Annotated in this window: 11 protein-coding genes; 6 read left to right on the top strand and 5 right to left on the bottom strand. The window is 67.5% G+C overall.

From position 1 onward, the window contains the following. The first annotated feature begins 20 nt into the window (after positions 1 to 20). Together QN315_RS13700 and QN315_RS13695 are read left to right on the top strand one after the other, a co-directional pair. A complete protein-coding gene (locus QN315_RS13700; protein WP_176639717.1) occupies positions 21 to 1367 on the top strand; it encodes an MFS transporter in 1347 nt (448 codons plus the stop codon). A gap of 199 nt (positions 1368 to 1566) precedes the next feature. Continuing rightward, positions 1567 to 2127 (top strand): GNAT family N-acetyltransferase, encoded by a 561-nt coding sequence (locus QN315_RS13695; protein ID WP_323989824.1) that lies wholly within the window; start codon positions 1567 to 1569, stop codon positions 2125 to 2127. Positions 2128 to 2238: 111 nt separating this feature from the next. Here QN315_RS13695 and QN315_RS13690 read toward each other — a convergent pair whose 3' ends face one another. Then, entirely contained in the window at positions 2239 to 3249 is a 1011-nt protein-coding gene (locus QN315_RS13690) for a 1-aminocyclopropane-1-carboxylate deaminase (RefSeq protein ID WP_323989823.1), read from the bottom strand. A 154-nt stretch (positions 3250 to 3403) separates the two neighbouring features. On the opposite strand from QN315_RS13690, the gene QN315_RS13685 reads away from it, so the two are divergent. Then, positions 3404 to 3868 (top strand): Lrp/AsnC family transcriptional regulator, encoded by a 465-nt coding sequence (locus QN315_RS13685; protein WP_323989822.1) that lies wholly within the window; start codon positions 3404 to 3406, stop codon positions 3866 to 3868. A 145-nt stretch (positions 3869 to 4013) separates the two neighbouring features. On the opposite strand, the gene QN315_RS13680 is transcribed toward QN315_RS13685, so the two are convergent. After that, positions 4014 to 5162: a nucleoside hydrolase gene (locus QN315_RS13680; RefSeq protein WP_323989821.1), complete on the bottom strand. Its 1149-nt coding sequence runs from the start codon at positions 5160 to 5162 to the stop codon at positions 4014 to 4016. A 182-nt stretch (positions 5163 to 5344) separates the two neighbouring features. Beyond that, positions 5345 to 7168 carry an adenine deaminase C-terminal domain-containing protein gene (locus QN315_RS13675; RefSeq protein WP_323989820.1) on the bottom strand — a complete coding sequence of 608 codons (1824 nt, stop codon included), beginning with the start codon at positions 7166 to 7168 and terminating at the stop codon, positions 5345 to 5347. Positions 7169 to 7462: 294 nt separating this feature from the next. Here QN315_RS13675 and QN315_RS13670 point away from each other — a divergent pair, with 294 nt between their 5' ends. Both QN315_RS13670 and QN315_RS13665 read left to right on the top strand, forming a co-directional pair. After that, on the top strand, positions 7463 to 8746 hold the full coding sequence (locus QN315_RS13670; protein ID WP_323989819.1) for an MFS transporter: 1284 nt from the start codon (positions 7463 to 7465) through the stop codon (positions 8744 to 8746). Then, positions 8743 to 9660 carry an SMP-30/gluconolactonase/LRE family protein gene (locus QN315_RS13665; RefSeq protein ID WP_323989818.1) on the top strand — a complete coding sequence of 306 codons (918 nt, stop codon included), beginning with the start codon at positions 8743 to 8745 and terminating at the stop codon, positions 9658 to 9660. Before QN315_RS13670 ends, QN315_RS13665 begins: the two co-directional genes overlap by 4 nt. Before the next feature lie 97 nt (positions 9661 to 9757). Here QN315_RS13665 and QN315_RS13660 read toward each other — a convergent pair whose 3' ends face one another. Then, positions 9758 to 10519 (bottom strand): ABC transporter permease, encoded by a 762-nt coding sequence (locus QN315_RS13660; RefSeq protein WP_323989816.1) that lies wholly within the window; start codon positions 10517 to 10519, stop codon positions 9758 to 9760. After that, positions 10516 to 11487 (bottom strand): ABC transporter ATP-binding protein, encoded by a 972-nt coding sequence (locus QN315_RS13655; protein ID WP_323989815.1) that lies wholly within the window; start codon positions 11485 to 11487, stop codon positions 10516 to 10518. Before QN315_RS13655 ends, QN315_RS13660 begins: the two co-directional genes overlap by 4 nt. Before the next feature lie 133 nt (positions 11488 to 11620). Between QN315_RS13655 and QN315_RS13650 the strand changes: the two genes are divergently transcribed. Continuing rightward, a complete protein-coding gene (locus tag QN315_RS13650) occupies positions 11621 to 13627 on the top strand; it encodes an amylo-alpha-1,6-glucosidase (protein ID WP_323989814.1) in 2007 nt (668 codons plus the stop codon). Positions 13628 to 13639: the final 12 nt, after the last annotated feature.

Genomic DNA, 13639 nt, shown 5'->3' with positions numbered 1-13639 from the left:
ATCGTTCGAGGAGACCGAAGATGCCTGAGCCGGTTGAAAGGGGCCGTTCCCTGCCCGCCATCATCGCCGCCGCCTGTGTCGGGAATTTTCTCGAATTCTATAATTTCATGGCCTATGCGTTCTTTGCGCCGATGATCGGCCATGCCTTCTTTCCCAACGGGAACCGGTTGATCAGCCTGCTGCTTTCGCTGATGACCTTTGCCGTGGGCTTCGTGCTGCGGCCGCTGGGCGCGGTGGTGATCGGGCGGTATGCGCGCACGCATGGCCAGCGGCCGGCGCTGATGCTGACCTTTGCGATGATGGCCGCGGGGTCGTTCCTGCTGGCGGTGACGCCGCCGACCCGCGTGATCGGCACGCTGGCGCCGGTTGCCGTCATCATTGCCCGGCTGCTGCAGGGGTTTTCCGACGGCGGCGAGGTGGGGCCGGCGACCGCGCTGATCTTCAGCGCCGCGCCGGGGCGGCTGGGCGGAGTGTTCGGCACGCTGCAATACATGACCCAGTTGCTGGGGTCGCTGCTGGCGGTCCTGCTGGGGCTGGTGCTGTCGCTGGTGCTGTCGCACGATGCGCTGTACGCGTGGGGATGGCGGGTGCCGTTCCTGGCCGGGCTGGCGATCCTGCCGGTCGGGCTGATACTGCGGCGTTCCGCCGTCGCCCATCAGGCCGCCGCGCCGCCGCCGGCCGGAGCCGTGCCGGGTGAGTCCCCCTCGGGTGAGTTCATGTCGGGCGAGCCGGCATCGCTGTGGCCGGTCATTCCGTTCGTCTTCCTGGCCATCACCAGCGCCACGATCTGCACCTATCTGCGGAGTTTCGGCGTGAGCTACGCGGTGTCGGTCCTGCATCTGCCGCCCGCGACCGCGATGACGGGCATGGCGGCGGGCCTGGCCGCCGGCGTGGTGGGCATGCTGGCGGGAATTTTCATTGCCATACGCTGCCCGGGGCGGCGGACGCCCTTTATCCTGGTCGGGCTGCTGACCGCCGCCGCCAGCCTGCCGCTGTATTACGGCGCGATCCACCGGCCGGGGCTGGCCAGCCAACTGGCGCTGAATATCGGCATGTTCCTGCTGTCCAGCATCATGGCCGTGGGGATCTGGCAGGCGATGCTGGAGGCGCTGGGCCATCGTGGCCGGTCCTTCGCCTTCGGGATCGTCTATGCGCTGGCGGTGTCCAGCTTCGGCGGCCTGACCCAGCCGGTGACCGCCTGGCTGATCGCCCGGACACAGGACCCGATGACGCCGGGCTATGCCATGGCGCTGGTGATTCCGCTGGGGCTGCTTGCCTATCTGCGCCTGCATGCGATCCGGCGCGGGCAAATGGAAGCGCATGCCGCAGTGCCGGGACTGGAGGCGTCCCTGCCCCTGGTGTCGTAGGGGGCGCGGCGCAGGGTGTTCGTTGGGGTGGGGGAAGAATCTTCTTTTTCTGAAGAAAAAGAAGCAAAAAGACTTTTATTCGTTGGGGTTCGTGTTTCAGGCTCCAGCCGTCATCGAACAAGGTGCAATTTAAGCTCGCTGTGGAAATGCCTGAAGTGGTTGTACCGCGACCTGCTGGCACATGGAATTTCAGTGTGGCTTGGAGGAAATTTTGACTGCCGCGATCCCGACACTGGAAACCCGTCGCTTAATCTTGCGTCCACTCGATCTCTCCGATGCCGCGGCGGTGCAGGAGATTTTCCCACGCTGGGAAATCGTGCAGTTCATGTCCACGATCCCATGGCCGTATCCGGCCGATGGCGCGCTGACGTTCATCCGTGACATGGCGCTTCCGGAGATGGAAGAAGGAACGGCGTGGCACTGGTCCATCAGGCCGAATGGCGCGGCGGATCAACTGATCGGCATCATCAGCCTGACGGACGAACCGGACAACAATAGAGGCTTCTGGCTCGCCCCGGAGTGGCAGGGCCGAGGCCTGGCCACAGAGGCCGCCAACGCTGTGACCGACTACTGGTTCGAGACACTCGGAAGGACGGTGCTCCGGGTGCCAAAGGCGATTGCCAACGTTCCCTCTCGGCGCATCTCCGAGAGCGCCGGAATGCGCATCGTCGCCTCGGGCGATCGGGATTTCGTGTCAGGGCGCTTGCCGATTGAAATCTGGGAAACAACACGGGAAGAATGGCGCTCGCGCCATCGATAGCGTATCCAGACTCTGCGATCCTTCCTCCAACTGTGGGACGATTGCCGGGCGCTTCGACATCTTGCCGGATGCTGATTGCGAAATCCGCGCGCGGATTTCGCAGCAGGGATACTATCCGTTGCGGAACGTGTAGCTGTAGCCGTTCAGCGCGGGAGCGCCGCCGAGATGGGCGTAGAGGATGTTCGCGCCCTTGGGGAAGGTGCCCTTTCGCACCAGGTCGATCAGGCCCTGCATCGATTTGCCTTCGTAGACCGGGTCGGTGATCATGGCTTCGAGCCGGGCGGAGAGGCGGATGGCCTCGATCGTTTCACGGGAGGGGACGCCGTAGGCGGGGTAGGCGTAGTCCGTGATCAGCGTGATGTCGTCTTCGACGATCGGGCGGGCTTCGACGAGGGTGGCGGTCTTCTGCGCGATGTCGAGGATCTGGGCCCTGGTCTGGGCCGGGGTGAAGGAGGCGTCGATGCCGATGACGTTGCGGGCCCGGCCGTCGGCGGCGAAGCCCACCACCATGCCCGCGTGGGTCGAGCCGGTGACGCTGCAGACGATGACATAGTCGAACGTGATGCCCATTTCGGCTTCCTGGGCGCGGACTTCCTCGGCGAAGCCGACATAGCCCAGGCCGCCGAATTTATGGACCGATGCGCCGGCCGGAATGGGATAGGGCTTGCCGCCCTTGGCGCGGACCTCGTCCAACGCGCGCAGCCAACTGTCGCGGATGCCGATATCGAATCCTTCATCGACCAGTTGCGCCTCGGCGCCCATCAGGCGGGTCAGCAGGATATTGCCCACCCGGTCATAGACCGCGTCGTCATGCGGCACCCAGCTTTCCTGGATCACGTGGCATTTCATGCCGATCTTGGCCGCGACCGCCGCGACCAGGCGGGTGTGGTTGGACTGCACCCCGCCAATGGAGACCAGCGTGTCGGCACCCGAGGCGATCGCGTCGGGGACGATATATTCCAGCTTGCGCAGCTTGTTGCCGCCGAAGGCGAGGCCGGAATTGCAGTCCTCGCGCTTGGCATAGGTCTGGACGTCGCCGCCGAGATATTCGGTCAGGCGCGGCAGGTGCTGGATATGGGTGGGACCGAAGGTCAGCGGATAACGGGCGAAGCGGGACAGCATGACGAACCTCGTGCGGTGGAACCGGCATGGAGCCTATCATTCCGATCGCGGTGGGTGCTTTCCAAGTCGGGCTGGATTTTTGGCCTTGATTTCATGCATGGCGCAAATACGGTATGAGTGTCCGTTATAACGTTGTCTGGTGGAATGATCTTTCATGGCGGATGGGCTGGACAAGATCGATCGCAAGATCCTGCGGCTGTTGCAGGCGGATGGGCGGATGGCCAATGCCGACCTTGCCCAGACCGTGAATGTCAGTGCCGCGACCTGTCACAGGCGCACGCAGAGGCTGGTCGAGGCGGGTTATATCCGCACGGTGCGGGCGGTGCTGGACCCGGACAAGGTGGATCTGGGGGCGCTGGTGGTCGTCGGCGTGGTGCTGGACCGTTCGACGCCGGAAAGTTTCGCGGCGTTCGAGCGGGCGGCGCGGGAGATTCCGGCGATCCTGGATTGCCATCTGGTCGCCGGGGATTTCGATTATTTCCTGAAGATCCGGGTGCGTGACATGGCGGATTTCAACCGCCTGCATGCCGCGAAACTGATCGCGCTGCCGAGCGTGCGGCAGACGCGCACGTTCTTCGTGATGAAGAACGTGATCGACAACGCGCCGTTCGATATCTAGTGGTGTTTTCTGTTATTTTTTGAATTTATATAAAGATTGTCGGCATTTTGAGGTTCGATGCGCCGACCGCGCACCGAACCATAACGAATAAAAGTCTTTTTGCTTCTTTTTCTTCAGAAAAAGAAGAACCCCTTTACGCCCCCTGTCACGGAAGGGGCCGGCCGCTGACCGGAGGCTGGGGGCGGGCGACGAGGGTGGTCATTTCGGCTTCGAGCCGGGGGACGTCCACTTTCTGGACCACGATGTTCTTCCGTTCGCCGAGGCCGGGTTCGTAGCCGGGGGTCCAGGACAGGATGTCGCCGTAGCCGGGGCCGAACTGGCTGTTGGCGTCGATGAACAATTCGGTCTTCTTTACGATCAGGGACGGATCGAGCCAGACGAGGGCGGCGATTTCGTCCCACAGCGGGGAGCCGGCGGGGCGGGTGCGCAGGGCGTGGGCGACGGGCGTGTCGGCGGCGCCGAGGCGTTTGATGAGGTCGGGCGTGAGTTCGGTGTCGGTCGAGGGGTCGGCGGGGACCATGACGATATGCCGCCAGGGGGCGCGCAGCACGATGCTGGCGGCTTCGGGGTCGAAGCGGATATTGAATTCGCGCCGGGGGGAATTGACGAATTCGCGCGCGAACTGCGCGGCGACGGCATCGGTGCGGGTCTGGCGGGGATTGAGGCTGCCGCCCATATAGACCAGTTCCTTCGCCAGGCCGGCGAATGCGGGGTCCAGACGCTGGGCGAGCGCGAGGTTGGTGAAGGGGCCGGTTTCGATGATGCTGACCTGGCCCGGATAGCGATGGACCATGCGGATCATGAAATCGGCGGCGCGTTCGGCCGAGGGCTGTTTCACGGGATTGCCGAGCGGCAGGTCGGGCACGACGTCCGGCCCGTGATAGGGCGGCAGGGCCTGGGTGGTCGGTTCGACCCAGTGCTTCATCCAGGCGCCTTTCCAGACCAGCTTGCCGTAGAGGCTTTCCCACCGTTCGGTCAGAGCCTCGGAATTCAGCAGCGGGTCGGTGGCTCCGGGCACGACCGGGATGTCGGGACGGCCGGCGATTTCGACGCCGCGCAGGGCGTTGGCGGTGGCCTCTTTCTGCCAGACGTCGCCGCTGACGGTGGCGACGCCGAGGACCTGGGTCTCGGGGGCCTTGATGACCAGCCATTGCGCCAGGCTGAATCCGTCATCATCGAGGATCACCTTGCGGGGTTCGGCCCGGGCGGCGCCCGCCGTCGCGGCGAGCAGCAGGGCGCCCAGGACGAGCGGGAAGCGGCGGGGGCGGTCGGGCGGCGATGCGGTCTGGAACATGCTTCGGATTATTCTTTCGTCGTGGTTGCGCGCGTCATGGTTGCACGCGTCATTGTTGCACGCCTGGGCGCGGCGGGCAGAAAATGACGGATACGTAACGGAAAATCCAACACAAAGACGCGCACGGGCTGTTGCCGTTTCGGCGACGGGCCGCGCGCGCCGCCCCAAACCGGCGGCGGGGGTCAGGCCGTCTCGAAGAGCGGGACCTGCCGCATGGCCGGCACGGTGATCAGGCCGCGATCGGTCAGGCGGATATCCGGCACGACGGAGAGCGGGATCAGGTTGAAGCCCATATAGGGCATGCGGCAGCCCAGGGCGCTCCACGCCTGTTTCAGCCGCCGTGTCTGTTCGGCCACCACGGTGGCGCGTTCGTCCGACAGCAGGCCCGCGACGGGCAGCTTCACCAGGGCCTGGACCCGCCCCTGCGCCACCACGACCACGCCGCCGCCCGCGTCGCGGATGGTTTCGACCGCGAGGCGCATGTCCGCCGGGTCGCGGCCGGCAACGATGACGTTGTGCGCGTCGTGCCCCACGCTGCTGGCCACCGCGCCGTCGGTCAGGCCGAACCCCTGGAGCAGGCCGTGCGCCGCGTGGCCGTGCCGGCCGTGGCGTTCCAGCACGGTGACGAAACAGAGATCATGGGCATCGAGATGGGTCCGCCAGTCCGGGGCCGGCGCGAGGTTGATCCGTTCGTGCAGCAGGGCGATGTCGCCGGGCCGGCCGATCCGGATGACGTTGGCGGTGACGGGGTCGCGCGGCAGGGGCGGCGTGAGGTCGGCGAGCGGACCCAGGCGCATCGTCCGGTAGGCCGCCGGGGGATAGCGATAGCGCCCGTGGGAGAGTTGCCGGTCCAGGATGGGCGTGACCTTGCGGTCCTCGACCAGCAAGGCGCCGCCGTACCAGGTGTTGCGGACCTGGCGGTCGTCATCGAGCAGCACGATGTCGGCCCGCCGGCCGCCGCCCAGGCCGCCGAGTTCGCCATCCATGCCGAAGCGGGTCGCGGGATTGAGCGAACCCATGCTCCAGGCCTGGGCCGGGGGGATGCCGGCGGCGATGGCCTGGCGCACCACCCAGTCCTGGCCGAACAGGAACAGATCGTCGGCATCGCGGTCGTCGGTGCAGACGCAGACGCGCTTGGGGCTGGCGCCCCATTCGGTCACGGCGCGGATCGCGGCGGGGAGCGAATGCCAGGGCGTGGTCGGCGGGCCGCCGCGCAGGAAGACCCAGATGCCGGCCTCGATCAGGTCGTCGGCGATCTCGCGCGTGACGGCCTCATGCGTGTCGGTGACGCCGGAGGCGGCATAGGCGGCGACGAATTCGCGCCCATAGACATGGCCGCTGACCGGCCGGCCGCGTTTCAGGGCCTCGGCCACCACGGCGTGGCTGCGCGAATCGCCCAGGCAGAGCGGCACGAAATCCATCTTCTCGCCCAGCGCCACGGCCTCGGGCCAATTGTCGAACAGCGCGCCGATCTTGGCGGGGGTGAGGTCGCCGCCCGCGGTTTCGAATGCGGGATCGGTGGCGGGGACGGTGCTGGGCACGGTGAGGAAGATGTTCAGCGGCGCCTGGCGCGCATCCTGCAGCATCCATTCGATGCCGGCCACGTCGGCGACATTGCCGATTTCGTGGCTGTCGCAGAAGATCGTGGTGGTGCCGTTGAGCAAGGCGGCCTCGGCATAGGCGCAGGCCGTCATCATGCTGCTTTCGATATGCAGGTGCGGATCGACCAGGCCGGGCGCCAGCAGGCCGCCGCGCGCGTCGTAAAGCTGCGCGGGGGCGGCGGTGAGGCGTCGCCAGCTTCCGGCGGGCTTGACGGCGGCGATGCGGCCGTGGGCGATCCAGATCTCGCGGTCGGACAGGATCCGGTCGGAATAGGTCGACAGGATGCGCGCGCCGGTGATGACCAGGTCGGGCGCCCTGCCGCCGCCGGCGGTCGCGGCCAGGTCGCGGGTGACGGCGTGCAGCGGGGGAACGGTCAGGCGGGTGATCGGCATATCGTTGCTCATGCGGAATCGTAAGCATATTCGCGCGGCACGGACCAGGGCGCGATCCTGAGATGGCTTGGGAATGGTTCGGGAACGATCCTGGGATGCTCGGGGGATATCGGCGGCCGGCGAACCCATATTATGGGCGATGCACCATATCGTGACGTGCGGTGGAACGAATTGCTGTTGCCGGACTGTGGGAGCGGCCCGTACATCTGGAGCCACGCCAGATGCGGGACCGATGCCGAGATCCGATACAGGACTCCGGCGCAAGAATAAAGAATAACGAAAAGCCTGGCGACAGGAGAACAAGACGTGCTGACACAAGGCACCGCCATACCGTCCGCGCTGGACGCGGATGAGACGCTTGCGAGTCCCGTGCGATTGCTGATGCCGTACTGGCGGGTGACGATCGCGGCATTTCTGGGCTGGTTTCTGGATGCGTTCGACCAGGTGGCCCTGCTGCTGTGCCTGCCGGACATGGGACGCAGCCTGAATGCCGGCCTGACGGCGATGGGGCTGATCATCACCGCCCAGAGCGTCGGGCGGATTCTAGGCAATACCGGCTGGGGCTGGCTGGCCGACCGCTATGGCCGCAAGCTGACCTTCATGATCGGGGTGATCTGGTTCGCGGTGTTTTCCGGCATGACGGCGCTGGCCTGGAGCTATGCCGCGATGGTGGTGGTGCAGTTCCTGTTCGGCATCGGTTTCGGCGGCGAATGGACCGCGTCGGCCGCGCTGCTGATGGAAAGCGTGCCGCCGCGCGCGCGGTCGCTGGCATCGTCCATCATGATGGCGGGATATGAGTGCGGGTTCTTCGCCGCGGCCGCGGCGCAGGCGGTCATCCTGCCGCGCTGGGGATGGCGGGGGCTGTTCCTGATCGGGATCGCGCCGGCGCTGCTGGCGATCTTTATCCGCCGCAACGTGGCGGAGAGCCCGGTCTGGCTGAAATTGCAGGCTGCGCGGGCATCTTCCCCGACACGGCACGCCGCGCCGCGGCGCTGGATGTTCCGGCTGGACGGCGCGGCGGTGCAGGCGCTGGTGTTCATGGCGGTGCTGCAGTTCCAGAATGCCGCGCTGTACAGTTTCTATCCGACCTTGCTGCGGACGGTGCGCCACCTGACGCCGGGGCAGGTCTTTCCGCTGATCGCGGCCTATTGCGTGGGGTCGTTGCTGGGCAAGCCGCTGTGCGGCGCGCTGGCCGGCCGGCTGGGCGAACGCGTGGTGTTCGGTGCCTATTTCATCGTGACGATGCTGGTGATCGTGCCGTTCGTCACCGCGCGCACCATGGAGGCGATGCTGGCGAGCGCGTTCGTGGTCGGGGCGTTCGGCAACAGCGTGTTCGCGCTGGTGCCGCATTACCTGTCGCAGCGTTTCGCGTCCGACAGCCGGTCGCTGGGCATGGGCACGAGCTATGCCGTCGCGGCGCTGGGCCAGGGGCTGGCGGGGTTCTGGATTCCGTGGTTCAGCGCCACGCACGGGCTGGTCCAGGCGATCGAGAGCAGCGTACTGGTGGGTACCGTGCTGGTGGCCGGGGTGGTGGCCTATCGCCCCCGCCATCTGCCGGGCGCGCATATGGACGGCGAGTTGGAACGATGACGGGCGGCGATGCGGGGGCGTTCGCGGCGCTGGTGCCGCCCGACAGCCCGGTCGTGCGGCTGGCCGGCGGGATGGCCTGGGCGGAGGGACCGGTGTGGTTCGGCGACGGGCGGTTCCTGCTGTGGAGTGACATCCCGAACAACCGGGTCATGCGCTGGTGCGCGGAGAACGGGGCGGTATCGGTCTTTCGCGCGCCGTCGCATTTCGCCAACGGCCATAGCCGCGACCGGCGGGGGCGGCTGGTAACGTGCGAGCATGAGACGCGGCGGGTGACGCGCACCGAGCATGACGGGACGATCACCGTGCTGGCCGCGCGTGCCGGGGTCGGGGGCGGGCGGCTGAATTCGCCCAACGACGTGGTGTGCGCGTCGGACGGATCGGTCTGGTTCACCGATCCGGATTACGGGTTGCGCAGCGTGTATGAAGGCGGCTGCGGGGCGGCGGCCGAGGCGACGACCAACCTGTACCGCATCGACCCGGCGGGCGGGATTCATCTGGCCTGCGCGGATTTCGTCAATCCCAACGGGCTGTGCTTCTCGCCGGACGAGACGATCCTGTACGTCATCGAGACCGGGGCGGAGCCCAACCGGATCTGGGCCTGCGTGCTGGATGACGGGCGTTGCGCCATCGTTCGCAAATCGGTGCTGGTCACGGCCGGGGACGGGGAACTGGCCGATGGGCTGCGCTGTGACGCGGAGGGGCGTCTGTGGTGCGGCTGGGGCGGCGGAGCGGGGCGGGACGGCGTGACGGTCTTTACACCGGCGGGCGTGCGGCTGGGCCATATTCCGCTGCCGGAGCGGTGCGCCAATCTGTGCTTCGGCGGCGCGCGGGGCAATCGGCTGTTCATGGCGGCGACGCATTCGCTGTACGCGCTGCATGTCAATGTGCGGGGCGATCCGGGGCCGGGGCGGTAGGGGTAGCCCCCTGCCCTGCCCGGCCCCCCGGCGTCCAGCGTTTAGCGTTTAGCGTTCAGCGTTCAGCGTTCAGCGTTCAGCGTTCAGCGTTCAGCGTTCAGCGTTTCAGGCGGTAGCCCGTCTTGAAGATCCACCAGATCGTGGCCAGGCAGAGCGCCATGAAGAGGAGCGTCATGCCCAGGCTGATCCCTACTGCGATTTCGGATATGCCGTAGAAGCTCCAGCGGAAGCCGCTGATGAGATAGACGACGGGGTTGAACAGGGTCACGGTCCGCCAGGCGGGTGGGAGCATGCCGATCGAATAGAAGCTGCCGCCCAGGAAGGTCAGGGGGGTGACGATCAGCATGGGGACCAGGTTCAGCTTCTCGAAATTATCGGCCCAGATGCCGATGATGAAGCCGAACAGGCTGAAGGTCACGGCGGTCAGGACCAGGAAGGCCGCCATCGGCAGCGGGTGGGCGATGCCGAACGGCACGAACAGCCGGGCGGTCGCCAGGATGATGAGGCCCAGCATCAGCGATTTGCTGGCGGCCGCCCCGACATAGCCGATCACGATTTCCAGGGGCGAGACCGGAGCGGACAGGACCTCGTAGATCGTGCCGAGGAATTTCGGGAAATAGATGCCGAAGGAGGCGTTCATGATGCTTTGCGTCAGCAGCGAGAGCATGACGAGGCCCGGCACGATGAAGGCCCCGTAGGCGACGCCGTCGATCATGCGCATATGGGCCCCCATCGCCGCCCCGAAGACCACGAAATAGAGGGTCGTGGAGAGGACGGGCGAGACGATGCTCTGCAGCAGGGTGCGCCAGGTGCGGCTCATCTCGAACCGGTAGATGGCGCCGATGGCGTGAAGATTCATGATTCGCTCCGCACCAGGCTGACGAAGATGTCTTCCAGCGAGCTTTGCCGGGTCTGCAGGTTGCGGATTTCGAGTCCCAGCGCGTCGATCTGCCGCATCAGGGCGGCCACGCCGGTATCGGCGGCCTGCGCGTCGTAGGTGTAGACCAGTTCGGTGCCGCCGGCCGTGCATTCCAGTTGCCACGCATCGAGGGCGGCGGGACATTCGGCCAGCGGGGCCTGCATCCGGAGCACGAGCTGGGTCTTGCCCAGCTTGTGCATCAGGCGGGATTTTTCCTCGACCAGGATGATCCGTCCCTTGTTGATCACCCCGATCCGGTCGGCCATTTCCTCGGCTTCCTCGATATAATGGGTGGTCAGGATGATGGTGACGCCGGTGTCGCGCAGGGCGCGCACCATCTGCCACATGTCGCGGCGCAGTTCGACGTCGACGCCGGCCGTGGGTTCGTCGAGGAACAGGATGCGCGGTTCGTGCGACAGGGCCTTGGCGATCATCACCCGGCGTTTCATGCCGCCCGACAGGGTCACGATCTTGCTGTCGCGCTTGTCCCACAGCGACAGGTCGCGCAGGATCTTCTCGATATAGGCGGGATCGGCGGGCCGGCCGAACAGGCCGCGGCTGAAGCGGACGGTGGCGAGCACGGTTTCGAACGCGTCGGTGCTGAGTTCCTGCGGCACCAGGCCGATCTGGCGCCGTGCCGCGCGGTAGTCGCGGGCGATGTCGTGGCCGTTGGCCCGGATAGTGCCCCCGGTGGCCGTGACGATGCCGCAGATGATGCTGATCAGCGTCGTCTTGCCCGCGCCGTTGGGGCCGAGCAGGGCGAAGATCTCGCCGAGGTGGATGTCCAGGGTGACGTCGGACAGGGCCTGGAAGCCGGACGCGTAGGTCTTGGTCACGTTCCGCACCGCGATGGCAGGCTGGGGGGCGGCCAGGGGGGCGGACGGGGCGGCGGAATTGGGTTGGGCCATGGGTCCTCGACCGGCGATGCGCCGGGGAATTCAGCGTATTTCGCGCGCGCGGTCAATGTGGGGCGCCAGGAGCAATAGATCGTGATTTCGGCCGGGAGGGGCTTGCCTGGTTTCGATGCCGGGGATGTCCTGCATGTCCCATGCGGGAGTGCGGACGATCATGGAGCGCGACGCAGAGTGGCTGGAGGCGGACGGCCGGGGCGGTTTCGCGTCGGGGACGGTGGGCGGTGTGCGCATGCGCCGCTATCACGCGCTGCTGCTGGCCGCGACCCGGCCGCCGGGCGGCCGTGTCGTGCTGGTGAACGGGCTGGATGTCTGGATGGAGACGCCGTCCGGCACCTATCCGCTGAGCACCCAGCTTTATCTGCCGGATGTGGTGTTTCCCGACGGCGCGGCGCATCTGGCCGGCTTTGCGCACGTGCCGTGGCCGCGCTGGGATTTCGTGCTGCCGGACGGCACCGCGATCGGCCAGGAGCTGTTCGTGGCGCGCGACACGGCGGAGACCGTGCTGCGCTGGACCTGCGCGGCGTGGACCTGCGCGGCGTGGACAGGCACGGCGGGGTTGGACAAGGAGGGGGTGGGCCCGTGGCGGCTGCATGTGCGGCCGCTGCTCTCGGGCCGCGATTATCACGCGCTGCACCGGGAGAATCCGGTCTGCGCGCTGGGCAGCACGGTGCGGGAGGGGTGTGTCGTCTGGCGGCCTTATGCCGCGCTGCCGGCGATCGTCGCGGCGGGCAACGGCGCGTATCAGCCGGAGCCGGTGTGGTACCGGAATTTCCTCTATCGGGCGGAGCAGGCGCGCGGGCTGGACGATGTCGAGGACCTGGCGTCGCCGGGACGGTTCACTTTCGCGCCGATGGACGGCGTGGCGGTGCTGATCCTGCGGGCGGAGGGCGGGCAGGATGCGACGGGTCCGGCCGCGGCCCAGGAGGGAGCGGCGGAACGGGCGGAGGGGCTGGCCCGTGCGGAGCGCGCGCGACGTGCGGGGGCGGCGGATCCGCATGGGGTGGCGGCCGCGAGCTATGTGGTCGGGCGGGGTGGGGGCCGGACGATCCTGGCCGGGTTTCCCTGGTTCACCGACTGGGGGCGTGACAGCTTCGTCGCGATGCGGGGGCTGTTGCTGGCGACCGGGCGGCTGGAGGAGGCGGATGCGCTGCTTTGCCTGTGGGCGGGGCTGGTGGATGGCGGCATGCTGCCCAACCGCTTTACCGACGCGGGGGATGTCGCCGAATTCAATGCGGTGGACGCGTCGCTGTGGTTCGTCGTTGCGGTCGGGGATTTTCTGGATGCGGCGGCGGCGGCCGGCCATGCGCCGCGCGACGCGGCCGTGCTGGCCGCCGCGGTGGAGGCGATCCTGGATGGCTATCTGCGCGGGACGCGGCACGGGATCGGCTGCGATGCCGACGGGCTGGTCCGTGCCGGCGTGCCGGGCAGCCAGTTGACCTGGATGGATGCGCGGATCGGCGACCGGCCGGTGACGCCGCGCATCGGCAAGCCGGTGGAGATCCAGGCGCTGTGGATCAATGCCCTGTTCATTGCCGGGCGGTGGTCGACGCGCTGGGCGCCGGTCGAGCGGGCGGCGCGGGCGGCCTTCGCCGCGCGGTTTCCCGACCCGGCCAGCGGGGGGCTGTTCGACGTGGTCGATGCCGACCATCGGCCCGGCGCGACGGATGGGTGCGTCCGCCCGAACCAGATCCTGGCGGTGGGCGGGCTGCCTTGCCCCGTGGTGGAGGGCGATCTGGCGCGCGGCGTCGTCGCCCTGGTGGAACGGGTGCTGCTGACGCCGCTGGGGCTGCGTTCGCTGGCGCCGGACGATCCGCAATACCGGCCGCATTATCGCGGCGATCCGGCGGCGCGGGATGCGGCCTATCACCAGGGAACCGTCTGGCCCTGGCTGATGGGGCCGTTCGTGGAGGCGTGGCTGCGGGTGCGGGGCGCGGGGCCGGCCGCCCAAGCGGAGGCGCGCGCGCGGTTCCTGGCGCCGTTGCAGGCGCATCTCGAGACGGCCGGACTGGGCCATGTGTCGGAGGTCGCGGACGGCGATCCGCCGCATGTGCCGGGCGGCTGCCCTTTCCAGGCCTGGTCGCTGGGCGAGCTGATCCGCATCGAGCGGATGCTGGCCGACGCGCGCAACCCGTGAGGCTCGACCGAC

The sequence above is a fragment of the Nguyenibacter sp. L1 genome (genome assembly GCF_035199985.1).
Classification (GTDB): Bacteria; Pseudomonadota; Alphaproteobacteria; order Acetobacterales; family Acetobacteraceae; genus Gluconacetobacter; species Gluconacetobacter vanlangensis.
Note: the sequence above shows the minus strand (reverse complement) of the source record. Positions and strands in the feature narration are given on the sequence as shown.